We start from the raw sequence: 25,433 nt of genomic DNA on the forward strand, positions 1-25,433 counted from the left end.
TCACCCGCCGAACCGCAGCAGCCAGCCCGCGAAGCCGTCCAGGAAGCCCGTCAGGATGGCGGCGATGGTGACAGCCAGGATGAACAGCCCGCCCAGGATGGAAATGGGCAGGCCGATGAAGAACACCGCGAATTGCGGCATGGCCCGGTTGATCAGCCCCAGCCCGGCATTATAGACGAAGCCCAGCACCAGGAAGGGCCCCGCGAACTGGGCCGCCATCCTGAAGGACAGGGCCACCGCCTCCGACGTCATCCGGGCCAGCATGCCCATGTCGGGCAGCGTGGCGGCCGGCATCAGGCGGTAGCTGTCGACCAGCGCGCGGATGACGGCATGATGCAGGTCGGTGACGAAGATCAGCACCAGCCCGCCCAGCATCAGGTAGGAGCCGGCCACCGACCCGCCCTCGAACCCCGTGCCGGGCAGGGCGAAGATGTTGGACAGGCCCATGGACTGGGAGATGACCTGACCCGCCATCTGCAGGCAGGCGAACAGGATGCGGGCGCAGACGCCCAGCACGGCCCCGGCGATCAGTTCGGCGAAGACATGGCGCAGCAGGTCGGTAACGGCGTCGGGTGCGGCGGCCGGCAGGCCCGGCACGATGGCGGCCAGCGCCAGCGACAGGCCCAGCGCCGCCGCCAGCCGCGTCTGCACGGGCACCGCCATCTCCCCGAATCCGGGCAGCATGGACAGCGCCGCCCCCACCCGGACCAGCACCAGCAACAGGCCGTAGATCTCGGCCGTCAGCAATTGGACAAGGGGCAGGGTCATATCTGGTCGATGGTGGTGACGGGGGCCTTGCGGTGCAGTTCGGAATGGCAGATCACGGGCGTGGACGGGCTGACCCGTTCCAGCAGCGACCGCACGAAGGGCCGCGCCGCCGGCGTGACCAGCACGGCCGGCCAGTAATCCGACGTGGCATGGGCCTGGATGCGCGTGCGCGCCGCCAGCAGGAAATCCTGCACGGTGGAAGGCGGCATCACGAACTGCCGGTCCTCCCCCTGTTCGATGATGTTGTCCAGGAAGGCCTGTTCCCATTCCGGGCCGACGGTGATGACGGGGATCGACCCGTCCGGCATGGCCAGGGCCTGGCATATCTGCAGCGAAAGGCGGGAGCGGACATGCTCGGTCATCAGCGTGACGTTGCGGGTCCAGGCCGCCGCCTCGGAAATGCCTTCCAGGATCAGGGGCAGGTTGCGGATGGATACCCGCTCGGCCAGCAGCGCCTGCAGCACACGCTGCACGACCGACAGGCTGACCTGACCGGGGATCAGGTCGGCCACCAGCTTCTGATGCTCACGGTCCATCTCGTCCAGCAGCCGCCGCGTGGCGGCATAGCCCAGCAGGGTGGGCATATGCTCCTTGATCACTTCGGCCAGGTGGGTGGTGATGACGCTGTCGGGATCGACGACGGTGAAGCCCTTCAACTCCGCCTCCTCCGCCTGCACCGGCTCGATCCAGCGGGCCGGCAGGCCGAAAGTGGGTTCGCGCGTGTCGGTGCCGGGAATGTCGATGCCCTGGTTGCGCGGGTCGATGGCCAGCATCTTGCGCACCTGCACCTCTCCCTTGGCCACCACCACGCCCTGAATGGAAATCTCGTAGATGTTCATGGCCACGGCCGCGCTGTCACGCAGGCGCACCGACGGCAGCAGGAAGCCGAATTCGGTGGCGAAGCGCTTGCGCAGCCTTCGCACCTTGGCCGACAGCCCGATGGCCGGATCCAGAATCAGGGAGATCAGGCCGCTGCCCAGTTCCACGCGGATATCATCCACGCGCAGCATGTCGGCCACCGGCTCCTCTGCCGTCGGCGCCTTGGCGGCCAGCAGCTCGTCATGGCGCTTCTGTTCGGCCAGGCGCGCGGCATTGCGCGGCAGATACCAGGCCAGCCCCCCGGCCAGCGCCGCCAGCACGAAGAAGGGCAGGAACGGCAGGCCCGGCGCCAGCCCCAGGAACAGCAGCAGCCCGCCGGCCACGCCCAGCGCCTTGGGATAGCCACCCAACTGGTTCAGCAGCGCCTGATCGATGGACCCCTGGTTGCCGCCCTTGGACACCAGCAGGCCGGCGGCCAGCGACACGATCAGCGCCGGGATCTGGGTCACCAGACCGTCGCCGATGGTCAGGACGGTGTAATTGTGGGCCGCATCCCCGAACGCCATGTCATGCTGGGCGACACCGATGATCAGGCCGCCCAGCACATTGATGGCCGTGATGATCAGGCCGGCAATGGCATCGCCCCGCACGAATTTGGAAGCGCCGTCCATGGCGCCGAAGAACTGGCTTTCCTGTTCCAGTTCCGAGCGCCGCCGCCGCGCCTCCGTCTCGTCGATCAGGCCCGACGACAGGTCGGCATCAATGGCCATCTGCTTGCCGGGCATCGCATCCAGCGCGAAGCGCGCGCCCACCTCCGCGATGCGGCTGGCGCCCTTCGTGATGACGATGAAATTCACCAGCATCAGGATGCAGAAGACGATCAGGCCGATGATGAAATTGCCGCCCATCACGAAATCGGCGAAACCCATGATAACATGGCCGGCCGCATCGGTGCCCGTATGGCCTCCCGACAGGATCAGCCGGGTCGAAGCCATGTTGAGCGCCAGCCGCAGCATGGTGGCGACCAGCAGCACGGTCGGGAAGCTGGAGAAATCCAGCGGCTTGTTGATCCACAGCGCCACCATCAGGATCAGAACGCTGATCGCCATGGACAGCGCCAGCCCCCCATCCAGCATCCAGGTCGGAACCGGCAGGATCAGGACGGTAAGGATGAAGACCAGCCCCAGCGCGAAGAACACATCGCGGTGGCGCATGCCTTCGGGCAGGGCGGTGGCGGCAGACATCGGGCGGGCTTCTCCGGCTTTATGTCCGGCAACGTTACCGGCGCGCGGTAAAACTGGGGTTCAAGTCACCGCGTCCGGGCCGGCAGGGCCCAGGGTTCGCCGGCCGGTTCCGGCTTGCGGCTGCGGGGCGGCGGCATGTCGGCCAGGTCATTGCGGCGCAGCAGCACCAGCCGCAGGTTCGCGGCCACCCGGTCGAAATAGGCGCTGCCCCTGTCGGGTGTGCGCGAATGGTAGTGCTTGACCGACCGCGTCCAGTTGCGCAGGTCGCCATGGAAGGCCTTCAGCATCCCCGCCGCATAGGCCACGTTCGCCTGCGGGTCGAAGGCCGTTTCCAGGTCGGGGAAGGCCGCGGGATGCCAATGGAGATTGACCTGCATGCAGCCGACATCGATGGACCGCACGCCGCGCCGGCGCAGCGCCCGGACATGGGCCAGCGCCGCCTCCTTGCTGTCGAAATAGCGGCCCCTGCCCTCCGCGTTGACGGTCCAGGGCCAGACTGTCAAGCGGCCATCCACCTCCCGTCCGGATTCCGTGACGCCGATGGCGATCAGCAACCGGCCCGGCATGCGCATCTGGCGTTCCGCGTCGCGGATGGCGGACAGGCAGGCCACGGCATCGCCGGCCCCGGCGGCGGAAACCCCCGACAGCAGGGCCAGCATCAACAGGGCCGCCCGCCCCCTCATGGCGGCACGCCGCCGATGCGGGTGATGATCTCCTCCCAGAAGCCTGACAGCACATGGAACATGAAGGGCAGCGCCAGAACCACGGTGACCATGATGGCCACGATCTTGGGCACGAAGGACAGGGTCGCTTCCTGCACCTGGGTCAGTGCCTGCATCAGGGAGATGCCGAAGCCGACCACCAGGGCCACGACCAGCGGCGGCGTGGCTGCCCAGATCACGGCCCAGATGCCGCTGCGCAGCAGGTCCAGCACGTCCGCCTGGTTCATCGGCCCGCCCCCGTCATATCGGCATGCGCATGATGTCGAGATAGGCGTTCACCAGCTTGTCGCGCACGGTGGTGACGGCCTGCACCGTCAGTTCGGCCGACAGGGTGGCCTGTACGACATCCTGGGCACTGGCCTTGCCCTGCAGGCCGGCGGCGGCCACCTGCTCGCCGTTGCGCATGGTGGCGATGGCGTCCTTGACGGCCTTGCCGATGATTTCCGGAAAGGACCCTTGCGCCGGGGCGGCGACATCGCCGGCCCCGGCAATGCCGGGCATCTTGCCGGCGGCATAGGCGTTGGCAACGCCGGAAAGGGGGACGACGACCATGATCGGATCTCCTGTCGCTTGGCCGCGGTTCAGCCGCGCAGCATGTCGATGGTGCGGCCCAGCATGGAGCGGGCCTGCTGCATCACGTTCAGGTTGGCGTCATAGGAACGGCCGGCCTCCCGCATGTCCATGGCTTCGACCAGGCTGTTGACGTTGGGCATCTTGACATAGCCGTTGCCGTCGGCCGCAGGGTGACCGGGATTATATTCCAGGGTGAAATCGCCCATGTCGCGCCCCACGCGCTTCACCGCCACCAGATCGGCCTTCAGCGCCCGGTCCAGCGCGCTGGAAAAGACCACCGTCTTGCGCCGGTAGGGGTCGCCGCCGGCCACCTCGGATGTGGAATTGGCATTGGCCATGTTTTCCGCCACCACGCGCAGCCGTGTCGTCTGGGCCTTCATGCCGGACGCGGCAATACCGAAGGAAGCGGCGAGATTATCGATGCTCATGACGCGGGCCTCCCCCTCAACGGCCGGTGTAGGCGAAGCGCATCATGCCCACACCTTTCTGGAACAGGTTGGCCGCCAGATCATACTGCTGGCGGACCTCGGCGGTTTTGGTCATCTGCTCTTCCAGGATCACGCTGTTCCCGTCGGGTGCCGTCTCGTAGACGGCGGCGCGACGGTCATCGCGGAAGGCGGCGGCGGGGCGCAGGGGTTCCAGATGCGCCGCATCGGTGCGCACCGGACCGGCCCCCGCACCTTTCAGCGCCTCGGCAAAGGTGAACGGCTTCAGGTCGCGCGCCCTGGCGCCCGGCGTGTCGGCATTGGCAATATTCTCTGCCAGCACCTTGTGCCGGGCCGACAGGTAATCCATGCGGCGGCTTGCCAGGTTGAACAGGCCGATGGTTGACAGATCCATCTCGGCAAAACTCCCCTTCACAGGCGGGATGCAGCCGGGATGGTTCCATGCGGGGCTTAAAGCCGCGTTTAAGCGGAAGGGACGGCGATGGGGGCTTTTAACCGGCTTTAACCGCGCCGGCCAAGGATGGGGGCACAGCAGACCCACCACCGGGAAACAGCCCGCATGACCATCCTGGCCGGCCTTCTGGCCGATATCCAACAATTGCCCGGCCCGCGTTTCCATGGCCAGGTCGTCGCCTGTTCCGGCCTGTCGATGGAGGTGACGGGCGTGGAACGCCGCCTGTCGGTGGGCGATGGCTGCATGGCCATCACCCGCGACGGCCGCACCGTCCCGTGCGAGGTCGTCGGTTTCCGCCAGGGTCGGGCGGTGCTGCTGCCCTTCTCCTCGCTGGACGGGATCGGCCTGGGGTCCAGGGTGGAAGCGGGGCGCGCCTCGGGACTGGTCCGGCCCGGTGACGGCTGGCTGGGCCGGGTGGTGGATGCCTTCGGGCGCCCCATCGACGGCAAGGGCCATCTGAACCAGGGTGATGCCAACCGGCCCCTGCGCGCCATGCCGCCACCGGCCTTCGACCGGCGGCGCATGGGCGCGCGACTGGAAACCGGCATCCGCGTCGTCGATGCCTTCACCCCGCTGTGCCGGGGCCAGCGCCTGGGCATCTTCGCCGGATCGGGGGTGGGCAAGTCGACCCTGCTGGCCATGCTGGCCCGGTCCAGTGCCGCCGATGTCAACGTCATCGGCCTGATCGGGGAACGCGGGCGCGAGGTGCAGGAATTCATCCAGGACGATCTGGGGCCGGAGGGACTGGCCCGCAGCGTCGTGATCGTGGCGACGGGCGACCAGCCGGCCCTGGCGCGGCGGCAGGCCGCCTATCTGACCATGGCCGTAGCGGAACATTTCCGTGATGGCGGGCGCGATGTGCTGTGCATGATGGACAGCATCACCCGCTTCGCCATGGCCCAGCGGGAAATCGGGCTGTCGGCCGGCGAGCCGCCCACCACCAAGGGCTATCCGCCCAGCACCTTCGCCGAACTGCCGCGTCTTCTGGAACGCGCAGGTCCCGGCCGGGAAGGGACCGGGGACATCACGGGTATCTTCACGGTGCTGGTCGATGGCGGCGACCATGACGAGCCGGTGGCCGACGCCGTGCGCGGCATCCTGGACGGCCATATCGTCATGGATCGCAAGATCGCGGAGCGCGGCCGCTATCCCGCCATCGATGTGCTGAAAAGCGTGTCGCGCGCCCTGCCCGGCTGCCATTCACCACAGGAGAACGAGACCGTGGCCGGCGCCCGCGCGCTTCTTTCCCGGTACGAGGCGATGGAGGAGATGATCCGCCTGGGTGCCTATCGCGCCGGCAGCGACGAAGAGGTGGACCGCGCCATCAAGGCCAATCCGGCGCTTCAGGCATTCCTGAAGCAGGGCAAGGCGGAAACCACCGCCGCCACCCGGTCCTTCGCCGTGCTGGATGCCATCCAGGCCGACCTTTCCGCACCGGCCCCGCCGCCGCCCGAACCGGCCGGCAAGCCAGGCGTTCCGGCCCGGCGGCGGGGGTAGCGCTAAGGAAGGCGTTGTCCGCCCCTCACCACCGCCTTGTCGTGGCCAGCGCCATCAGGGTGGATGGATCGATGGTGGTGCGTCCGCTGCCGGACAGCAACTGGATGGCGGGGCTGGAGGCCACCGCCGCCGCGCCGTCGCCATTGATGTCGTACATCATCATGAACCGCTCGACGAGCTTGGCGACCTCTGCCGGGTCCGCCAGCTTCTTGATGTCGAGCCGGCCCTGCAGGATCGTCACCTGCCGGTCCAGGTCGATCTGGGCGGCCTGGTCGGGCAGGCCCAGTGCGGTGCGGGCGAACTCGGCCAGCGCTTTGTCGGCCAGCACCTGATACCAGCTTGTGATGCCGCCGGCCTTGCGCTGGAAATAGAGGCCCAGGCGCAGGGCCTCGTTGGCATTGCCAGCTGAAACCTCGAAGCTCTGCGTCTCGTATCGTTTCACGATGTCGGTGACGAAGGCGGGGCTGCCGCGCCGCCTGGCGCCGCTGTTGGCCGTGCCGAAGGCCAGCGCCAGCGCTTTCTCCCGGTCCCCCGCCTTGGCCGCGAAACTGCCGGGATCGGCCGGGTCGCTGGCCAGCACCAGACGCAGCCGGTTGGTGTCGGCCGCCATATCCTCCAGACCGAAGGCCGTCAGCACGGGCACCAGCAGCCGTCGGTCCGCCAGCAGGTCGCCGGCCGTTGTCACCGCCGGCAGCTTCGCGGCCAGTTCGGCCAGCCCGCGCCGGACATCCGGCCGCGCGGCGAAGGCCGCCCTGTCGCGGTCATAGGTGCTGGTCATCATGTCCCACTGCACCCGGCTGGCGACCGGGCCGCCGCGCGGATTGCCCTCATAATCCCAGACATCGAAAAAGTCGCGGCGGAACTGGGCCTGCGTGGGGGGCAACCGCATCTCGGCGAAGGGGATGGTGTTTTCCAGGTCGCGGGCCTGCGAGGCGGCATCGGCCGGGCCGATCGGCGGCGGCAGGCCATAGACGGTGCGCACGACGGACGCCATGTCCGGATCGTCCATCAGGTCAGCCCAGCTTGCCTTGTCCGGCAGCTTGCGGCTGAAATCCAGCATGATTTCCAGCGCCTTGTTGCGCTGACCGATCTCGCGCTCGAAAAGGGCGGTGACATAGCGGTCGGATATCTGACCCACAAAGGACGGCCCGGATGTGCCATTGCCCGCAGCGGGGCCGAAATTGAAGGCACCCGCCAGTTCACGGAACCGTGGATCGCCCATGCGGTTGGCAACGGAGCCATTGTCCGACAGGTCGCTTTCGAGCACCTTGCGGACCAGGGCCTGGGAATTGACCTGATCCTCCAGCCCGAAGGCACGCATCACATAGGTGTAAAGCCGGCGGTCGGACATCAGGTCGTCCACCGTGCCCACATGCGGCAGGCGGGCACGGGCATAGGCCGTGTCAGCGCTGTTGACGGGGTCGGCCATCATCATGGCCTTCTGCCGGTCCTGCGTGCGCGTCAGCAGCCGCCATTGCAGCAGGGAGGAACCGGAACCGCCGGTGACCAGATTGGCGCCGAAGCCCGTGATGCTCATAGCTCCACCTCCCGCCGGCCGCTGGTGCCGGCATCGCCGGCCCCCTCCTCCGACGGGACATAGCCCGGCGGGATGCGCAGCAGCACATTACCCGTGCGGGTATCGATCACCTCGGTGAACAGCCGCCGCGTCTCGGGGTCCAGCATCACGCGATAGGGACGGAAGGCGGGCGATGGCTCCGGCACTGATACCGGTGCCGGCGGCGGCTCCGGTGCCTCCCGCTCCCGCTTTTCAGACGACCGAACGATCGGCACCATGGGTTCGGCCGGCCTTCGCCGTGCCGCGTCCGGTCCGGAAACCGGTTCAATCGCTTTCGGGTCACTCATGGTCCCTCCACCCGCGGCCAGGCACGCCGCGTCAAGACCGGTCTTGCGCACCCCCGTCACGGGGACGCCTACATACCAGCCGCCCGTTCTGGCAGCGGTTCGACCGGGGCTGCCGGCATGGGCGGCAGCAGGATCGCCTCATAGGCGATGACGGGCCGCAGGGCCGCCAGCGCCTTGTAGAAATCACCGTCGCGTACGTAACGGTCCGCGTCGGCCAGGTGATAGGTCATGTCCGGGTCACGGATTGCGGCATGCAACTGGGCGATCAGCGCATTGTACAGCGGCCTTTGCTGCTCCGCGTTGGGCGGGTCCAGCAGCATGGCCTGTACCGCGTAATAGGTGCGTTTGACCGGTGTCGTCGCCTCCTCCGGCTGGAGGATCGAACGGCCGGTCATTACCTGGGCATGGTTGGCAACGGTGACGGTATTGCGATGGCGGCCATTTTCGATCACCACACCGTTCACGATGAATTTCTCGAAGGGCTTCAGCTTCAGCTTTAGTCCCATGGAACACCTTCCAGATCAACACGCGGGGCCAGATCAACACGCGGGGCCAGATCAACACGCGGGCCCAGATCAACACGCGGGCCCAGATCAACACGCGGGCCCAGATCGACATGCGGGCCAGCCCGGCCTCGGACCGGCATGCGGACCGGATCAGCGCGCGGGCGCCGGTCCCAGCCCCTGCATGACGGCCCGGTTGACATCGACAAGCGGCGAAAGCGGATGGTCGGTGGACAGGGCCTGGCCGCTATACCGGTCGACCCAGAGGCCCAGCGAGATCAGGCCCGCCTTCAGCGCATCCGGCAGCAGGTTGCCCGTATCGGACACATCGGCGATCAAGGTGATCCAGAGCCGGCGGTTGCGATCGATGGCGCGGATCCGGGCCATGGCGTCGTTGCTGCGGGTGGCCGTCTCCAGATCCATGGTGACCTGCTGAAAGACCTTGCGCTCCAGTTGTCGGGGCGTGGCCGTGTCCATGATGGACTGTCTATAGGCTGCGACGCTCATTATTCCTTATTCCCTTATCAAGAAGAGATGAAGGGATAATAACACCCGCCTATTAAAAGGCGGTGAAATGCAAAATAAAAGCAAATATTCAAATAAAGAAGGCCGGCCTTTCGGCCGGCCTCCCTTCCCATGAACGGTTCCGTGGGCTCAACGGAACAGCGACAGGATGTTCTGCGGTGCCTGGTTGGCGATCGACAACGCCTGGATGCCGAGCTGCTGCTGAACCTGCAGGGCCTGCAGGCGGGCGGACTCTTCATTCAGGTTGGCGTCGACCAGCGTGCCGATACCCTCGTTCAGGCTGTCCACCAGCTTGCTGGTGAAATCGGCCTGCAGGTCCAGCCGCTTGCCGACATTGCCGAACTCGGCCGCAGCGCTGATCACGGTGTCCATGTGGGTTTCCAGCGCCAGAAGCTGGGTCTGGGCGGCGGCCGCGTTGGCGGAACCGTCGGCACCGCCGCTGATGGCGGCGGCCAGACCGGCCACGAAGGTCTGGACGGCTGACATGTCCTGGCCATCGATCGTGTCGGTCACCGCCGTGATGGCGGCACCGCTGCGGTTGATCGACACGGTCAGGGTCCGGGTGTCGGCATTGTCCAGCAGGTTTTCACCATTGTAGCTGGCGCTGTCGATGGTGTTCTGGATGTTGGCGGCCAGGCTGTCCAGTTCGTCGCCGATCTTGGCGTGATCAACCGAGGCGGAGGTTGCCAGCGAAAGCTGGTTCTTCACCTCGCTCAGCAGCTTCTGGATGTTCTCGGCACCCACGCGGGCGGTCTGCACCGTGGCGGCGTTGATGGCGATGTTCTCGTTCAGCGCCTTCAGCGCCGACACGTCGGACTTCATCACGGTGGAGATGGCCCAGTAGGACGAATTGTCCTTGGCCGTCGCCACCTTCATGCCGGTGGAGATACGGTCCTGAACCGTCTGCAAATCCTTGCTGGTCTTGTTCAGGGTCTGCAGCGCAACCATCGCGCCGACATTGGTCAGAATAGAAGCGGCCATGATCGTTTCCTTCGTGGATGGATGATGGATCAAGCGCCTTCTGACGCAGCCACCCCCGGGACCTCATGGGGTTTCCGACAGGCCCGGGAGCTGTTTCGACTTTGGCAGGCCCGGATTAAATCCGCTTAAAAAGCGGTATCCTTCCGGAGACATACGCCTTTAGTGTCCGTCCGGAAAATCTTCCATGCTCCCGACGTTTTGCATCCCCTTTCCTTCGCACCGCCATCACCCGTGCTGTGGCCGGGCCCGGTTTGGAAAGCAAGGCGCTTGGGCATTCTGGATCCCGGCCACAGCACGGGTGATGGCGGTGCCGAAAGCAGAATGGTGTAAAACATTGAAGTGAAAAAAATTCCCGGACAGACCCTTGGGATTTAGAGATTATGGTCGATGCGGCCATAACCGGGGATGGCGCGGGGACCGGCGGTGCCGGTTCGGCCATAGACCCCATCGGCGCGCTGGCGTTCCGCCACGCGGCCCAGCCGGCGGGCCACGGCCGTCACGGCCTCCTGCGCTGCCTGCAGGGCGATGGTATTGGCCCGCGTGGCGGCACACAGGCGGGCCGCGGCAAGGCGTACCCGTTCCGGCGGCGCCGGGTCGGTGTCGGCGGCTTCCTCCCGGGCATCGCCGGCGGGGGCCAGGACAGGGGCCGCCGGATCGGGCGCAAAGACCGGCAGCGGCGGTGCGCGGCTGGCTTCCCGCAGCAGGATGCCCAGCTGTTCGAACAGACGGCGCTTGGTGTTGAAATAAAGCTCCAGCCCGTCGGTACGGGCCGTCGACACAAGGTCGGTTTCCTCGTCCAGCAGGGCGGCCAGCATCTCGAATGCCTGCGCCAGGCGCAGCCGCATGTCGGGGGACAGGTTCTCGGCATTCATCGGTTCACCCTTCCTGCGCCTGGCCATACTGGGCGATCTGGGCGCGGACATGGCCGGCAATGCCCAATCCGCCGCCGCTGGACGCCATGCCGTCGGCCACAGCTTCCAGCATCATCGACCGGAACACCTCCTCCGCATAGCCGCCCCCGAACAGCCCCTCCGTCGATACACCTTCGAACATGGAGTTCAGCGCCTGGGACAGCAGCAACGCCTCGAACTTGCGGGCCGCCTCGGCCGCCCCGGCCGGCCCCGCCTGGGGCAGCGGCGGCTGTCGGATGCCGGGGATATCGGCGATCTCCATCACATCACCTCCAGTTCGGCATGAAGGGCCCCTGCTGCCTTGATGGCCTGCAGGATGACGATCACATCGCGCGGCGTGGCGCCCAGCCGGTTCAGCCCATTGACAAGGTCGTTGAGCGAAACCCCGCCCTCCAGCACATTGATGCGCTGGCCCTCCCCCTCGTCCACGGTGATCTGGGTGCGGGGAACGATTGTGGTCTGGCCCTGCTGTGCGAAGGGTCCGGGCTGGGAGACCTGGGGAGTCTCCTCCACCCGGACCGTCAGGTTGCCCTGGGCGATGGCCACCGTGCTGATCCGCACATTCTCGCCCATGACGATGGTGCCGGACTGCTCGTCGATGACGACGCGGGCGACCTGGTCGGGCCTGACCTGGATCGTCTCGATCCGCGTCAGCAAGGCGGCGACGTCACCCTGATAGGTGGCAGGCACGATCAGATCGACCGTCGTGGGGTCGGTGGCCCGCGCCGTGCCCGCGCCCAGCGTCTGATTGACGGCCGTGGCGATGCGGTTGGCCGTGGAGAAATCGGGATTGCGCAAGGCAAGCCGCACCCGCGACAGCGAATCCAGGTCGAAATCGACCTCACGTTCCACGATGGCGCCGTTGGCCACCCGGCCGGAAGTGGGAACACCCTTCGTCACGCTGGCTGCCGCCCCCTCGACGGCATAGCCGGCCGTGGCCACCGGGCCCTGCGCCACGGCATAGATCTTTCCATCCGCCCCCATCAGGGGCGTGGCGATCAGATTGCCGCCCGCCAGGCTCTTGGCATCCCCCATGGTGGAGATCGAGACATCGACCCGCGTGCCCTGACGCGGGAACGGCGGCAGCTCCGCCATGACCATCACGGCCGCGACATTGCGAGTCTTCACGTTCAGGCCGGTAATATTCACGCCCAGGCGTTCCAGCATGCCTTCCAGGCTCTGCTGCGTGAAGGGAGAGTTCTGCAACCGGTCCCCCGTGCCGTTCAATCCGACAACAAGGCCGTAGCCCAGCAACTGGTTGCCGCGGACGCCCTCCACCTCCACCAGATCCTTGATGCGCATCTGCGCTGTCGCGGCCAGGGGAAAGGCCAGCAGGCCGGCGGTGATCAAGGCGAGAAAGCCACCGACATGGCGAGGTTGAGCCATTTCCGACCCCACAAGATGTAGTTGATGGCCACATCATAGCGCGATGGGGTTAAAACGGCTTTTCCAAGACAGATCATCCGTTCGCGTTAATACTGGTTTAATTTTCGGAGTCGATCCCGACTTGACTACGACATCATAGGTAGCCATTGCTCGTCTGTATCAGGACATCGGACGGAAGAATGACAGAAATACAACCAAATTAGAAGTTTTTTCTTCGACCGAAATCGGTCCTGTAAAATTCCTGTAGAATTTTACTTAAATCAGGAGTTGGGGCAATGCGAGTCTTGTTGATCGAGAACGATCAGACCATCGCTGGGGCAATCTCCCGCGCCATTGGCCGCATCGGCGTTCGTTGCGAGCAGCAGTCGCAGGAAAATGTGGAAACATTGATTGCCGAACGCGATGGGTCATTGGAGAACTACGACGCGATCCTGGTGGGCAATGCCAGCAGCGGCGATACGTTCATCGCCAGTCTGCGGGCCAAGGTGGGCGCGGCGATCATCGTCAGCCTGCTGGATCACCGCTGCGTCAACTCCACCATCCAGCATCTGCGCGCCGGTGCCGATGACGTGCTGGTCAAGCCGATCAACCCGCAGGAGATCGAGGCGCGCCTGCACGCGGTCCGGCGCCGGACGCATGGCCATTCCTCTCCGGAACTGACCGTCGGGCGGCTGACCGTGTTCCTGGATGGCCGGGACCCGGCGGTGGACGGGCAGCGCCTGCGCCTGTCGCACCGTGAACATGCGATCTTCAGCGTGCTGGCGCTGAATGTGGGCCGCGTCGTCTCCAAGGAGAAAATCTACGAAACGGTCTATACCCTGTCCGGGTCGGACCCGCTCGACAAGGTGATCGACGTCTATATCTGCAAGCTGCGCAAGAAGATCGCCGAGGCGACGGGTGGCGACAAATATATCGAGACGGTCTATGGCCGTGGCTACAAGTTCGAGGCCCCGCCCGACGAGGACCGCGACCCCGGCGACCCGGCCCCGATGAGGGCCGGCCGCCCACCCATCCCCGCACTGATCAAGACGCCATCGACCATCTGCGCCCGCGCGTGATGCCTGCCGTCTTTATCAGCTTATACCATGCGGTGATCAGACCCTGTTGGTTCTGATCACCGCCCGCAATCGCCGGCGCCAACATGCCAAGGGCTTGGGCGCGCCGCACGAGCGGCACGGCGGCAGTCGCCGCCGTACCCATCCGCCGAAGGTTTGACCTTTGGCGGATGGGTAAAAGGTCTAATCAGCGCAATTAGGTCGCCCCCCGGCCCGGCGGTCAGAAGGGCAAAATCACATCCAGGACCTGCTGGCCCAGCCGGGGCTGCTGCATGTCCATGATCTGGCCCCGGCCGCCATAGGCGATGCGCGCCTCCGCGATCTTCTCATAGGAAACGGTGTTGCGCGTCGTGATGTCCTGGGGGCGGATGACCCCGGCGATACGCAGTTCGCGCAATTCATAATTCACGCGCATCTCCTGCCGGCCGGCAATCACCAGATTGCCATTGGGCAGGATGTCGGTCACCACGGCGGCCACCTTCAGGCGGATATTCTCCTGCCGGTTCACCGCCCCCGCGCCATTGCTGCTGCCGGTGGCATTCAGATTGACCAGATTGTCGGGGTCGATGCTGTTCGGCAGCGCCGTTTCCAGCCCGAACAGGTTGGGGACGCCCATCTTTTCACCCGCCCCACGGGAACGGGAGGTCTGGTTGCTGATCCGGGCCTGTTCGGCCATGTCGACTTCCACGGTCACGATATCGCCGATCTTGCTGGCCCGCATGTCGCGCAGAAAGCCGCGCACATCGGCCTCCCACAGCGAAGCGGCCTGACGCATGGTGGTGGACCGTTCCGGCATGGGCATGGTGACGCCCGTCGCCTCCGTCTGGCGGCGCGGATCATCGATCGGCGTCATGTCGGGGGCGCGGCCGATATGGTCGAACCGATCGGCACACCCCCCCAGCAATGGCACCGCCAACAAGAACGGGGCCGCCAGCATCAGGGCCGTGGGTCGGAGAATGGACATGGGCGGGCCGTTCCTTCTGTCAGGCGATTGGCTGTCTGGCGATAGGGCGGCCGGTCATTCGGCCGCGGAAACCGTGTCCGGACCGGTGACCGTCGCGGCCAGGGTCCGGTTGCTGTCAAGGTTCTGGACCCTGATCATCTCGCCCAGGGCACCATCGGCCAGCGCCCGGCCGCGCGCCGTGATCAGCAGGGCGCCCTGGCGGTATTCCAGCGTAACCGGCCGGTTACGCTGCACGACGGGCTGGGCCGCAATGGAACTGGCGGGCACGGGCCGGCCAGGGGACAGCACCCGCCGCGCCTCCATACCGATCAGGCCGGCCCGGTCGGTGATGGTGCGTTGCCCCACCTGGTCGGTACGGACCGGTATCAATGTCAGGTCCCCGTCGGTGATGATCTCACCGGGCGCCATCCGCCGGTTGGGAACCGGTATCTCGATCTCCGTCCATATCTCGCCCTCCACGCGCTGGCGCTGGTGTGGGCCGGACAGGATGGCGGCGAAACGCCGGCTGCCGGGGTCGACATTCAGTGCCTCCACCTTTTCCATCCCCCCGGCAATGGCGGTGACGATGCGCAGCCGCAGCTCGCCCTGTCCCAGGGCACTGCCATAGCGGTTGTGGATGGCCGCGCGCAAAAGCGCATCGGCGTCCGCGTCGGCCCGGGCCGGGACGGCAGGGCCGACCGCCAGCAGCAGGGCCAGCGCCAGGGGGGAAAGCAGGTGCCGCATCCTCCGCCTCACCGCATCTGGACCAGGGTGTTCAGCATCTGGTCGCCGGCTTCGACGGTGCGGCTGTTCATCTCATAGGCGCGCTGGGCGGAAATCAGGTTGGTGATCTCCTGCACGATGTTGACGTTGGACGCCTCGACATAACCCTGGCGCACCGTGCCGAATCCCAATTGCCCCGGGATACCCAGAATGGGCACGCCGGAAGCCGGGGTCTCCAGGTAGAGGTTGCCCCCCACGGCCTCCAGCCCCGCCTCGTTCACGAACATGGCAATATCGAACTGTCCGACATTGTCCGGCTCGATCTGGCCGTCGACATAGGCCAGGACCTCACCATTGCTGTTGATCATGACGTCGCGGGTATTCTCCGGCACGGTGATGCCGGGGCTGATCTCGTACCCGTCGCTGTTGACGATGGTGCCTTCCGGCGACAGCTTGAAATTGCCGGCCCGGCTATAGGCCGTCTCCCCCGTGGGCAGGGTGACCAGGAAATAGCCGCGGCCGTCCAGCGCCACGTCGTAATCCCCCTCCGTCCGGGTCAGCGTGCCCTGCACATGCTGGCGCGCCACGGCCCCCGGCTTGACGCCGAGGCCAAGCTGGATGCCCGCCGGCACGATGTCGCCCTGGTCGGACGCGGTGGCGCCGGGCCGCAACTGCGACTGGTACATCAGGTCCTGGAATTCGGCGCGGGACCGCTTGAAGCCGACGGTGTTGATGTTGGCGATGTTGTTGGAGATGACCTCCACGTTCATCTGCTGGGCCATCATGCCGCTGGCGGCGATGTCGAGCGTGCGCATGGGTCTGTTCCTTCTGGCAGGGCCGGCGGGCGTCGGCGATCAGGTCGCCGGGCCGCCGATCTTGTTGATGGCGTTGCGCTGGCGGTCATTCTCCGCCTCGGTCAGCTTGTTGGCCTGGCCGTAGGCGCGCGTCAGGTCGATCAGCCGCACCATTTCCACGATGGGCTGGACGTTGGATCCTTCCAGGGCGCCCTGGACGATCGTGACATTGGTGGCGGGTTCAGGCGTGCCCGTGGCGGTGACCAGCCCGTCGCCGCCACGGGCCAGTCCCTGGGCGCCCGGCAGCGTGTATAGGCCGAGGCGGCCCAGTTCGACGCTCTGTATCTCCTGCCCCCCGCCTTCGACGGTGTAGGAGAGGGTGCCGTCGGCGGCGATGGTCAGCGGCCCGACATCCTCCGGCACGGTGATGCGGTTGCCGTCGGCATCCAGCACGGGCCGCCCGTCCACGGTGATCAGGTCGCCTTCCAGCGACCGCCCCAGGCGGCCGTCTCGGCTGTAGCGCGGGCCGTCCGGCGTTTCGATCTGCAGCCAGCCGTCGCCGCGGATGGCGATGTCCAGCGGATTGCCGGTGGTGGACAGCGCCCCCTCGCGCGTGTCGGTATAGGTGGCCCGGTCGATGACGAAGGCGGTGGGATCGGCCCCGCGGCCGGTCCGGCTGACGAAATCGTCAAAGACCGGCCGTTCGGCACGGAAGGCCGCCGTATTCATGTTCGCCACATTGTTGGCGGTGACGTCCAGCATGCGGCGCAGCGCCATCTGTTGTGACAGCGCGACGTAAAGCGCGTTTTCCAAGGTTCCGGCCTCCAGCTTCATCCGGCGGCCGAACCGGTGTCCCGGATCGCATGGCCGCTGCTTTGACCCGGCTTTAATGTGCAGCGGCTAGGTTAAATCCGCGTTCAAGATCGGCTGCGGACGGGCAATGAGACAGTTTCTGCGCATCCTGATGACCTCGCTTCCCGCCGGCCTGTGCCTGGCGGGACCGACCTGGGCCGGGCCGATCCCCGTCGATATCCGCGTGACGGGGGCGGTGACGGAACTGCTGATCGACAGCGGCGACCTGACACCACGCCGGTTCCGCCGCGACCAGTGCGGGGCTTTACTGTCGCTGCCGCTGGCGGAAGGCGACGCGCTGGACATCACCCCGGCCGCGCATGGCGGCGGGCGCATCCGGCATGTCGAACTGATCGACCGGCGGACGCTGAACGTCGCCACCCAATGCAGTGCCGTCATCACGATCTGGCGGCGGGACCGGAAGATGGTGATGACGGTGGCAGCACCCGTGACACCGGGGCGCAAGCCAGCCCCGCCCGACCCCGCCGACCGGACCGCATCGACACCACCACCCGGCGCCGGCCAGCCCATCCCACCGGAACTGACGCCGGCGGAGGCGGAATTCGCCCGCAAGGCCGTTGCCGATGGCGCGCGCGAGGCCATGACCCCACCCGTGCGGGAACCCGCAGCACTGTCGGCGACACCCCATGACCCGCGCCTGCCTGACCCCGCCTGGGGCCGGGAAGCCACGCTGGTCGATCTGGCGGCATGGCGACAGGGGCCGTTCCTGGCCACACGCGACCGGCTGCGCCTGGCGCTGGCCCAGGCCGCCCCCGGCGATGAGGGACCGCTGCGCGATCTGGTCCGGTTTCATCTGGCCTGGAACCGGGGTGTGGAGGCATTGGCCCTTGTGCGGGAGCGGTTGCCCGGCGATACCGGCCAGCCGCTGACCGCCATCGCCGCAATCCTGGCCGACCCGCGCGACCCGCTGGCCGACCGGGTGCTGACGCCCCCGTCACTGCGGGCCGGCGACGGCCCGTTCTGGGCCGCCATCCTTCTGGAACGCCGCGGCCAGGGTCGCGACGCTGTGCGGTATCTGCCGGCGGCGGCCCGCGCCCTGCCCTCCCTGCCGCCGGACCTGCGCCGGACCCTGGGCCTTGACCTGTTGTCGATCGCGGCCGAAGCGGGGCTGGACGGCATGGCGCGGGCCATCGCACGCACCCTGGACCCGGACGCCACCGACCCGGTTGCGCAGGCACGGCTGCATGCGGAGGTGGGCCGCCTGCATGCCGCAGCCGCGCGCCCGGCCCTGGCGCTGGCGCAATGGGATCAGGCGGCGGCATTGGGCGGGCCGGCCGGCGCGCAGGCAGAACTGGCGGCCCTGGCCCTGCGGGTTGAACGCGGGGAGCAGACCAAGGCCGACCGCCGGACCGGGCTGATAACGGCCATCCGTGACTGGCCTGGCAGCCCGCTGGAAGCCGACAGCCTCTGGCAACTGACCCTGCTGGAACAGCAGCAGGGCGACACTATCGGGGCGCTGGAGAAGCTGCGCCTGCTGGCCCTGCGCTTTCCCGACCGCCCCCCGGCCGCCATGGCCGCACAGGCCGATCTGGCCGTCGACCTGTTCGACGGGCTGGCCGGCGACGCGGCCGCACAGGTTCCGTTGAGCGAGCGGATCACCGCCTTCCAGCGTCATCGCGACCTGTTGCCCGCCGAGCCCGCCGGCTGGGCCGTGCGGCGGCGCTTCGCCGCCATGCTGTCGGCGGCCGGCGTGCAGCGCGCCGCCAGGGAGGAACTGGCGCGGCTGACCGAACAGGTCCCGGCGGCGGAACGGGCGGCCATCGCCCACGATCTTGCCATCATGGAACTGGCGGCGGGCCACGCCGCGGCCGCCCTGGCCGCCCTTGACGGCGCCGGCGAGGACGCGGCACAGGAGGAGATACGGCGCGGGCGTGGATTGCGGGCCCGCGCCCTGCTGCTGGCCGGTGACCCCGACGGCGCGCTGGCGGCCATGGGCGACGCGGCCGGCACGGACAGGCTGGCGATCCGGGCGGCGGGCCTGTGGCAGCGGGGCGAATGGGGTGCTGCGGCGACGGCGTACAAGGCGCTGGCGGCCGAAGGCCCCCTGCCGCCGCGTGACGCGGCACGGCTGGCCCTGGCCGCCATGCTGGCCGGCGATCCCGCCGCACACCACATCCTGGCCGGACAGGACGCGGCCCTGGACGGGCAGGGCTGGGCGGACGGGCTGCGGTTGCTGGCGCGGCCCGTGCCGGCCGCCGATGCCGGCGAGGCGGCCCTGCGCGGCCTGCTGGACGATGCCGCCGCCCTGGGGCGCCTGGTCGGACCGTCCGGGGCCAACTGAAAAGCAGGTTTAACCGCGCCTTGTCAGGATGAGGCCTTCTGCCGTCGCCTTCTTCGGAGATATCGCGATGAACCTTCTCATCGGCGCGACCATCGTCTTCGCCTCCGTCCTGGGGGGGTTCCTGGCCCTGGGTGGCCACATATCGGTGCTGCTGCAGCCCTTCGAGGTGCTGATCGTCTGCGGCGCGGCGCTGGGCGCCTTCGTGATCGCCAATCCCTGGCAGATCATCAAGGACACGGGCGGCGGCCTGCGCGCCCTGTTCCGTGGCACGGCCCATCGCCGGGCCGATTACCTGGAACTGCTGGCCCTGCTCTATACCGTGTTGCGCACCGTGCGCACCAAGGGGCTGATGGGGCTGGAAAAGGATATCGAGAAGCCGGCCGACAGCACGCTTTTCCAGCAATTCCCCCGCACGCTGGAACAGGAGCGGGCCGTTTCCTTCCTGACCGACTATCTGCGGCTGATGTCGCTGGGCGCCGACCGCGTGGCGGAGATGGAAGCGCTGATGGACGAAGAGCTGCTGACCTTGAAGAAGGAGCTGCACCGGGCACCGCGCAGCCTGCACACGGTGGCCGAGGGGCTGCCGGCGCTGGGCATCGTGGCCGCCGTGCTGGGCATGATCAAGGCCATGGGCGCCATCTCCGAATCGCCCGATGTGTTGGGCCAGTTGATCGCCGGCGCCATGGTCGGCACCTTCCTGGGCGTGCTGCTGTCCTATGGCGTGGTCGGGCCACTGGCCGGCGCCATGAACCGCATGCGCGACGAGGAGATGAAATTCTTCCATTGCATCAAGGCGGCGCTGGTCGCGCATCTGCACGGCTCCGCCCCGGCCGTGGCTGTGGAGCATGCGCGCAAGGTGCTTTATGCCGAGGTGCAGCCGAGCTTCCATGAAGTGGAAAACGTGACCACCAACGCCGCCCAGCGCATGGGCGAACGGCAGAAGGCGGCCTGACCCATGGCGATCAGCGGCCGTCTCACCCGGACCAGCATCATCATCCGCCGCCGCCACGCCGAGGAGGAGGAGGAGCATGGCAACGGGTCGTGGAAGATCGCCTATGCCGACTTCACGACCATGATGATGGCCTTCTTCATGCTGCTCTGGCTGGTCAACATCACCTCGCCGGAGCAGAAGGAGGGGATCGCCGACTATTTCAACCCGATCAGCGTGTCCAGCAGCAATTCCGGCGCCGACGGGCAATTGTCCGGCCAGAGCGTGGCGGAGAGCGGCAGCCTGACCAGCAGCGCCAGCAGCGCGTGGGAGACGATCCCGGCCGCGCGGGTGCCGGCCCTGTCGCCCCCCGGCCCCGATCCGCAGATGCGGGAGGGAGAACCCGGACAGGAGCGGGGCCAGCCGGCAGGACAGGATGGCGCCCAGGGTGATCTGGCGCTGGGCGAGGTGGCGGGCGGCGACATCCCCGCCGGCCCCACCATCGATCCCGGCCTGGCCGAGCAGATGGCCCGCGTCGCCATGGAACAGGCCGCGTTCGAGCGGATCGAGGCCGAACTGCGCGCGATCCTGGCCGACGGGGGGGAGCTGTCCGGCCTGTCGGAAAGCCTGCTGTTCGACATCACGCCCGAAGGTCTGCGCATCCAGATCACCGACCGGCCGCATTTTTCCATGTTCGATGTCGGATCGATCGACCTCAACGGCCGGGCGGCCGCCCTGTTGCGGGTGGTGGCCCAGGCGCTGGCCCCGGTACCCAATCCGGTTGCCGTTGCCGGCCATACGGACGGCCGCGCCTTCGCCGCCACCGCGCGCTACGGCAATTGGGAATTGTCATCCGACCGCGCCAACGCGGCCCGGCGCCTGCTGGCTGCCCACGGCATCGCGCCATCCCGCCTGGCCCGCGTGGAGGGACTGGCCGACACGCTGCACCTGTTCCCGGCCGCACCGCAGGACCCGCGCAACCGCCGGATCTCCATCATCCTGCTACGGCAGGTACCGCTGCCCACCGGCGCGGCCCCACAATAGGCGCCGGTTTTATCCGGCTTTAAGCAGGCCGCCCTATGATGGCGGACGGTGGGAGAACCCATCGGGTAGGTCCAGGCGCCAGACGGGGCGCCACCCCCGGCTTGTTGCCCAAGGCCCCCGAACCGGTCCCGGCCGCCGCACGAGAACCATCCCCCGGACAAGGGTTTTCCAACCGATCCCGAAAACGGAGTTCGTTCCCATGAGCATCTACAGCGCAATGAACTCGGGCGTCAGTGGCTTGGCAGCGCAAAGCGCCAAGTTCAGCGCCATCTCCGACAATATCGCGAACTCCGGCACGGTCGGGTACAAGCGCACGAACGTCCAGTTCGCCACGCTGGTCACCAACAATTCCAGTGCCGGCACCTATTCGGCCGGCGGGGTGGAGGCGTCGCTGCGCACCGAGGTATCGCGCGGGGGCATCGTCACGCGGTCCACCGTGGCGACCGACCTTGCCATTTCCGGCAACGGCTTCTTCGTCGTGGGCACCAACATCGACAGCAACAACATCCAGGGCACCACCCATCTGCTGACCCGCGGCGGTTCCTTCCGGCCCGATGCGAACGGCAACCTGATGAATACCGGCGGCTATTACCTGCAGGGCTGGCCGCTGGACAATACGGGCCAGGTGATCGGGGGCGGCGATCCGTCGCGCACCAGCTTCGAGGGTCTGCAGACCGTCAGCCTGGGCAGCCTGACCGGCACGGCGCAGGCGACCACGGAAATCACCTTCGCTGCCAACCTGCCGGCCTCCAAGACGGTGGAGGCGCCCGGCCAGCCCTTCTCCACCTCCATCGATTATTATTCGCCGCTGGGCTTCACCAGCAAGCTGGAGCTGGAATGGGTGCCCAATCCCAATCCGGCCCCCCCGCCCCCGGCCGTCGCCACGCCCAGCAACATGTGGACGCTGAACGTCAAGGACGGCAACACCACGATCCAGACCGTGCAGATCGAATTCAATGACGGGATCGGCGCCAATGTGCCGGCCGGCCGCATCAAATCCATGGATACCGGCACCAACGGCGTGATCCCCCTCACCTTGAATTCCGGTCAGGAAATCCAGTTGAACCTGGGGGAGAACGGCGCCGGCCTGACCCAGTGGGGCGACCAGTACGCGCCCGGCACCATCAACAAGGACGGCGCCGGCTATGCCCCGCTGGACAGGGTAGAGATCGGTTCCGACGGTGTGCTGACGGCCATCTACCGCAATGGCCTGCGCCAGGCGGCCTACAAGCTGCCCGTCGCCAACGTGACCAATCCCGACGGGCTGATCCGCGCCGACGGCAACGCCTTCCAGGTCAGCCGGGCGTCGGGCGACTTCTATCTCTGGGATGCCGGTGCCGGTTCGGCCGGGACCATCGATGGCGGGGCGCTGGAGGCGTCCAATGTCGACATCGCGGAGGAACTGACCAGCATCATCGAGACGCAGCGCGCCTATTCCTCCAACGCCAAGATCATCCAGACCGCGGATGAGATGATGGACGAGATCACGCGCCTGATGCGCTGATCCCAGGCCCCTCGCCAGAAAGGCAGCCAGCATGAGCATCGGTCTTGCTCTCCAGACGGCTCTGAGCGGCCTGCAGGCCAACCAGACCAAGTCGGCGATCCTGTCGCGCAACATCGCCAACGCCACCACGCCGGGCTATACCCGCAAGGAGGCGGTGCTGACCTCCGTGTCCATCGGCGGCGAGGGGCGCGGTGTCCAGATCAGCGACATCCGGCGCAATGTCGATGCCTCGCTGGCACGGGAGGTCAGGGTTCAGGCCTCGGCCATGGCCGCACAGTCGGCCCGGGCCAAGATTCTGTCCGTCTATACCCAGACCATCGGCCAGCCGCAGGAGGAACGCAGCTTCAGCGCCGCCCTGGCTGCCTTGGAGCGGGCCTTCCAAGGGCTGGAGGACCTGCCCGAGAGCACCACCCAGCAGCGGGCCGTCGTCGATGCGGCGGTCACCCTGGCCGACCGGCTGGTCGCCACCGATGCGGCGGTGGCCCAGGCGCGCCAGCAGGCCGATGCGGGCATCGGCGACGCGGTGGCCGGCATCAACGGCGCCCTGAAGCGGCTGGAGGAACTGAACCGCCAGGTGGCGGTGCGAACGGGCAGCGGCCAGGACACCTCCGAGCTGGAGGATGAGCGTGACCGCCTGCTGGATAGCCTGTCCGAGCAGATCGACATCCAGTATTTCACGCGCGATGCCAACGCCATCATCGTCATGACGACCGGCGGGGTGACGCTGCTGGACGACACGGCGCGGCAGATCGAATTCACCCGCACGCCGGTCATCGCCGCCGCTGCGACCTATCCCGGCGGCCTGTCCGGGCTGCGGGTGGACGGGGTGGATATCGCACCGGGCGGCGGCTATCCCAACCCCGTCCGCGGCGGCCGGCTGGAAGGCCTGTTTGCTGTGCGCGACCAGATCATGCCGGAAATGCAGCGCCAGGTCGATGAACTGGCACACAAGCTGGTCACCGGCTTCCAGAATGCCGACCCTTCCGTCACGCCGGGCACGCCGCCGACCCATACCGGCCTGTTCACGCTGGGCGGCGGCACAGGAAGCGTCACCGGCATGGCCGGGCTGATCGGGGTGAACAGCCTTGTCCGGCTGGACATGGGCGGCGATCCGTCCCTGGTCCGCACCGGCCTGCATGCCCCCGCCGGCAATGTGGGCGACACCACGCAGGTCCGCCGCTTCCTGGAGGTATTTTCCGCCAACGTCTCCTTCGACCCGCAGGCGGGGCTGATGACCAGCGGCACGATCAAGGATTTCGCCAATGCCGCCATCGGGCAGCAGCACACGGTAAGGGCCGCCGCGGAAAACAGCACACGGTCGCTGGACATCCAGCTGGAAACCGTGCGGGCCACACGCGAAGGGCGGGAGGGTGTGAACATCGATGAAGAGCTGCAGGAACTGATCGTCCTGGAACGCAGCTATGCCGCGAACGCCCAGATCATGCAGGCCGCCGCCCGCATGCTCGACAAGCTGTTGGAGATTTGATCCATGACGCTGAGCACCGTTTCCACCCTGTCCCTGGCCCGCCAGATCCGCAACAATGTGCGGCAGACCCAGACCGAGATGCAGACCCTTCAGCAGGAACTGTCCACCGGCCGCCGGATCGACGTGGCCGGCAGCCTGGGCAGCCGGGCCGCAGCCCTGCTGGACCTGCGCAACGTGCGCAACGAGATCGGCCAGTTCCAGACCGCCATGGCCGCCCAGGCGTCCCGCATGGCCACCATGCAGGACGCCCTTTCAGCCATGCGCGAGGCGACGACCAAGGTGCGCGACCTGGCGCTGGCGGCATCGGGCGGCGGATCGGAAACGACCATGTCGGTGATCGACGAGGCGGCGCGGGATGCGCTGCGCACCGTCACCAACATGCTGAACAGCTCTATGAGCGGCCGGTTCCTGTTCGGCGGCACGCGCTTCGACCAGACACCCATCCAGGCCGCGGACCAGCCGGCCCCGTCGGGCCTGTCACCCGACGGGGCCGTGCAGCAGGTCCTGGCCGGCTTCGGTCCCATCACCAGCGCCGCCGATGTCGATGCGCTGATCGACGGACCGAACGGGCTGACCGCCCTGTTCGATGACACGCGGGTCCCGGCGGCGGGCAATTTCTCCAACACCTTCTTCCATGGCTCCACCGACCCCGTGGTGGCGCGGGCCGAAGGGTCCGTCACCGTCACATACGGTGCCACGGCCGGCGATCCGGCCGTGCGCGACATGCTGAAAGGCCTGCACCTGCTGAACGCCATCCCGGCCGGCAGCGTGCCGGACGCGGCCTATCAGCGGGTGGCTGAGCGCGCCTGGGGCCTGATCAACAGCGCCACCCAGCAATTGACCGAGACGCAGAGCATCCTGGGGCTTGAGGAACAGACCATCACGCGCACGCAGGACAGGCTGGCCGTGGAACAGACCCTGGTATCCACCCAGATCGTCAGGCTGGAAGAGGCCGACCCCTACGAGGCCACCCTGCGTCTGGACGTGCTGCGCAACCAGTTGGAGGCGACCTTCGCCGTGACCAGCAACCTGGGCCGCCTGTCGCTGGTGAACTACCTATAAAGCTGTCATGCCATGTCCCGGTGATCGCAACCGATCACGGGCCTCAAT

27 protein-coding genes are annotated in these 25,433 nt (G+C 67.3%); 8 read left to right on the forward strand and 19 right to left on the reverse strand.

Annotated features, from left to right (window positions below; all coding sequences use genetic code 11):
• From ACM9LZ_RS19070 to ACM9LZ_RS19100, 7 genes are all read right to left on the reverse strand, one after another.
• Positions 1–768 (reverse strand): flagellar biosynthetic protein FliR, encoded by a 768-nt coding sequence (locus tag ACM9LZ_RS19070; protein ID WP_416621100.1) that lies wholly within the window; start codon positions 766–768, stop codon positions 1–3.
• Positions 765–2,831 carry a flagellar biosynthesis protein FlhA gene (gene flhA, locus ACM9LZ_RS19075; RefSeq protein WP_416621101.1) on the reverse strand — a complete coding sequence of 689 codons (2,067 nt, stop codon included), beginning with the start codon at positions 2,829–2,831 and terminating at the stop codon, positions 765–767. The genes ACM9LZ_RS19070 and flhA overlap by 4 nt, the downstream gene beginning before the upstream one ends.
• Positions 2,832–2,896: 65 nt before the next feature.
• Entirely contained in the window at positions 2,897–3,514 is a 618-nt protein-coding gene (locus ACM9LZ_RS19080) for a lysozyme family protein (protein ID WP_416621102.1), read from the reverse strand.
• A complete protein-coding gene (gene fliQ / locus ACM9LZ_RS19085; protein WP_416621103.1) occupies positions 3,511–3,780 on the reverse strand; it encodes a flagellar biosynthesis protein FliQ in 270 nt (89 codons plus the stop codon). The genes ACM9LZ_RS19080 and fliQ overlap by 4 nt, the downstream gene beginning before the upstream one ends.
• 13 nt (positions 3,781–3,793) lie before the next feature.
• The gene (locus ACM9LZ_RS19090) at positions 3,794–4,105 is read right to left on the reverse strand and encodes a flagellar hook-basal body complex protein FliE (RefSeq protein WP_416621104.1); all 312 of its coding nucleotides are present in this window, start codon (positions 4,103–4,105) and stop codon (positions 3,794–3,796) included.
• A 29-nt stretch (positions 4,106–4,134) separates the two neighbouring features.
• Complete coding sequence (gene flgC / locus ACM9LZ_RS19095; protein ID WP_416621105.1) at positions 4,135–4,554, reverse strand: flagellar basal body rod protein FlgC; 420 nt, start codon at positions 4,552–4,554, stop codon at positions 4,135–4,137.
• Positions 4,555–4,570: 16 nt separating this feature from the next.
• Entirely contained in the window at positions 4,571–4,966 is a 396-nt protein-coding gene (locus ACM9LZ_RS19100) for a flagellar basal body protein (protein WP_416621106.1), read from the reverse strand.
• Positions 4,967–5,131: 165 nt separating this feature from the next.
• Between ACM9LZ_RS19100 and fliI the strand changes: the two genes are divergently transcribed.
• Entirely contained in the window at positions 5,132–6,523 is a 1,392-nt protein-coding gene (gene fliI, locus ACM9LZ_RS19105) for a flagellar protein export ATPase FliI (RefSeq protein WP_416621107.1), read from the forward strand.
• Positions 6,524–6,548: 25 nt separating this feature from the next.
• On the opposite strand, the gene ACM9LZ_RS19110 is transcribed toward fliI, so the two are convergent.
• The 8 genes from ACM9LZ_RS19110 to ACM9LZ_RS19145 form a co-directional block, all read right to left on the reverse strand.
• On the reverse strand, positions 6,549–8,060 hold the full coding sequence (locus tag ACM9LZ_RS19110; RefSeq protein ID WP_416621108.1) for a DUF1217 domain-containing protein: 1,512 nt from the start codon (positions 8,058–8,060) through the stop codon (positions 6,549–6,551).
• Positions 8,057–8,386: a hypothetical protein gene (locus tag ACM9LZ_RS19115; RefSeq protein WP_416621109.1), complete on the reverse strand. Its 330-nt coding sequence runs from the start codon at positions 8,384–8,386 to the stop codon at positions 8,057–8,059. The genes ACM9LZ_RS19110 and ACM9LZ_RS19115 overlap by 4 nt, the downstream gene beginning before the upstream one ends.
• Before the next feature lie 68 nt (positions 8,387–8,454).
• A complete protein-coding gene (locus tag ACM9LZ_RS19120; RefSeq protein ID WP_416621110.1) occupies positions 8,455–8,892 on the reverse strand; it encodes a flagellar biosynthesis repressor FlbT in 438 nt (145 codons plus the stop codon).
• A gap of 150 nt (positions 8,893–9,042) precedes the next feature.
• A complete protein-coding gene (gene flaF / locus ACM9LZ_RS19125; RefSeq protein ID WP_416621111.1) occupies positions 9,043–9,396 on the reverse strand; it encodes a flagellar biosynthesis regulator FlaF in 354 nt (117 codons plus the stop codon).
• A gap of 147 nt (positions 9,397–9,543) precedes the next feature.
• Positions 9,544–10,395, reverse strand: coding sequence for a flagellin N-terminal helical domain-containing protein (locus ACM9LZ_RS19130; RefSeq protein ID WP_416621112.1), 852 nt, complete (start codon positions 10,393–10,395; stop codon positions 9,544–9,546).
• A 371-nt stretch (positions 10,396–10,766) separates the two neighbouring features.
• Positions 10,767–11,267 carry a hypothetical protein gene (locus ACM9LZ_RS19135; RefSeq protein ID WP_416621113.1) on the reverse strand — a complete coding sequence of 167 codons (501 nt, stop codon included), beginning with the start codon at positions 11,265–11,267 and terminating at the stop codon, positions 10,767–10,769.
• Positions 11,268–11,271: 4 nt separating this feature from the next.
• A complete protein-coding gene (locus ACM9LZ_RS19140) occupies positions 11,272–11,568 on the reverse strand; it encodes a rod-binding protein (RefSeq protein ID WP_416621114.1) in 297 nt (98 codons plus the stop codon).
• Complete coding sequence (locus ACM9LZ_RS19145) at positions 11,568–12,692, reverse strand: flagellar basal body P-ring protein FlgI (protein WP_416621115.1); 1,125 nt, start codon at positions 12,690–12,692, stop codon at positions 11,568–11,570. The genes ACM9LZ_RS19140 and ACM9LZ_RS19145 overlap by 1 nt, the downstream gene beginning before the upstream one ends.
• Positions 12,693–12,967: 275 nt before the next feature.
• On the opposite strand from ACM9LZ_RS19145, the gene ACM9LZ_RS19150 reads away from it, so the two are divergent.
• Positions 12,968–13,750, forward strand: a complete 783-nt coding sequence (locus ACM9LZ_RS19150) for a response regulator transcription factor (RefSeq protein WP_416621116.1) — start codon at positions 12,968–12,970, stop codon at positions 13,748–13,750.
• Between the two features lie 217 nt (positions 13,751–13,967).
• On the opposite strand, the gene flgH is transcribed toward ACM9LZ_RS19150, so the two are convergent.
• The 4 genes from flgH to flgF are packed head-to-tail and all read right to left on the reverse strand — an operon-like array spanning position 13,968 to position 17,020.
• Complete coding sequence (gene flgH, locus ACM9LZ_RS19155; RefSeq protein WP_416621117.1) at positions 13,968–14,711, reverse strand: flagellar basal body L-ring protein FlgH; 744 nt, start codon at positions 14,709–14,711, stop codon at positions 13,968–13,970.
• A gap of 54 nt (positions 14,712–14,765) precedes the next feature.
• Positions 14,766–15,434 carry a flagellar basal body P-ring formation chaperone FlgA gene (flgA, locus tag ACM9LZ_RS19160; RefSeq protein WP_416621118.1) on the reverse strand — a complete coding sequence of 223 codons (669 nt, stop codon included), beginning with the start codon at positions 15,432–15,434 and terminating at the stop codon, positions 14,766–14,768.
• Positions 15,435–15,442: 8 nt separating this feature from the next.
• A complete protein-coding gene (gene flgG, locus ACM9LZ_RS19165) occupies positions 15,443–16,228 on the reverse strand; it encodes a flagellar basal-body rod protein FlgG (RefSeq protein ID WP_416621119.1) in 786 nt (261 codons plus the stop codon).
• Positions 16,229–16,267: 39 nt separating this feature from the next.
• Positions 16,268–17,020 (reverse strand): flagellar basal-body rod protein FlgF, encoded by a 753-nt coding sequence (gene flgF / locus ACM9LZ_RS19170; RefSeq protein ID WP_416621120.1) that lies wholly within the window; start codon positions 17,018–17,020, stop codon positions 16,268–16,270.
• A gap of 127 nt (positions 17,021–17,147) precedes the next feature.
• On the opposite strand from flgF, the gene ACM9LZ_RS19175 reads away from it, so the two are divergent.
• The 6 genes from ACM9LZ_RS19175 to ACM9LZ_RS19200 all read left to right on the forward strand — a co-directional run bounded on the left by ACM9LZ_RS19175 (position 17,148) and on the right by ACM9LZ_RS19200 (position 25,385).
• Positions 17,148–19,361 carry a hypothetical protein gene (locus ACM9LZ_RS19175; RefSeq protein WP_416621121.1) on the forward strand — a complete coding sequence of 738 codons (2,214 nt, stop codon included), beginning with the start codon at positions 17,148–17,150 and terminating at the stop codon, positions 19,359–19,361.
• Positions 19,362–19,428: 67 nt separating this feature from the next.
• A complete protein-coding gene (motA, locus tag ACM9LZ_RS19180) occupies positions 19,429–20,313 on the forward strand; it encodes a flagellar motor stator protein MotA (protein WP_416621122.1) in 885 nt (294 codons plus the stop codon).
• A 3-nt stretch (positions 20,314–20,316) separates the two neighbouring features.
• Complete coding sequence (locus ACM9LZ_RS19185) at positions 20,317–21,333, forward strand: flagellar motor protein MotB (protein ID WP_416621123.1); 1,017 nt, start codon at positions 20,317–20,319, stop codon at positions 21,331–21,333.
• Positions 21,334–21,532: 199 nt separating this feature from the next.
• Complete coding sequence (locus ACM9LZ_RS19190) at positions 21,533–22,837, forward strand: flagellar hook protein FlgE (RefSeq protein ID WP_416621124.1); 1,305 nt, start codon at positions 21,533–21,535, stop codon at positions 22,835–22,837.
• 31 nt (positions 22,838–22,868) lie between these two features.
• Entirely contained in the window at positions 22,869–24,323 is a 1,455-nt protein-coding gene (gene flgK, locus ACM9LZ_RS19195) for a flagellar hook-associated protein FlgK (protein ID WP_416621125.1), read from the forward strand.
• Positions 24,324–24,326: 3 nt separating this feature from the next.
• Positions 24,327–25,385 carry a flagellin N-terminal helical domain-containing protein gene (locus ACM9LZ_RS19200; RefSeq protein ID WP_416621126.1) on the forward strand — a complete coding sequence of 353 codons (1,059 nt, stop codon included), beginning with the start codon at positions 24,327–24,329 and terminating at the stop codon, positions 25,383–25,385.
• Positions 25,386–25,433 lie beyond the last annotated feature (48 nt).

This window comes from Niveispirillum fermenti (assembly GCF_048066175.1).
In the GTDB taxonomy this organism is placed as follows: Bacteria; Pseudomonadota; Alphaproteobacteria; order Azospirillales; family Azospirillaceae; genus Niveispirillum; species Niveispirillum fermenti.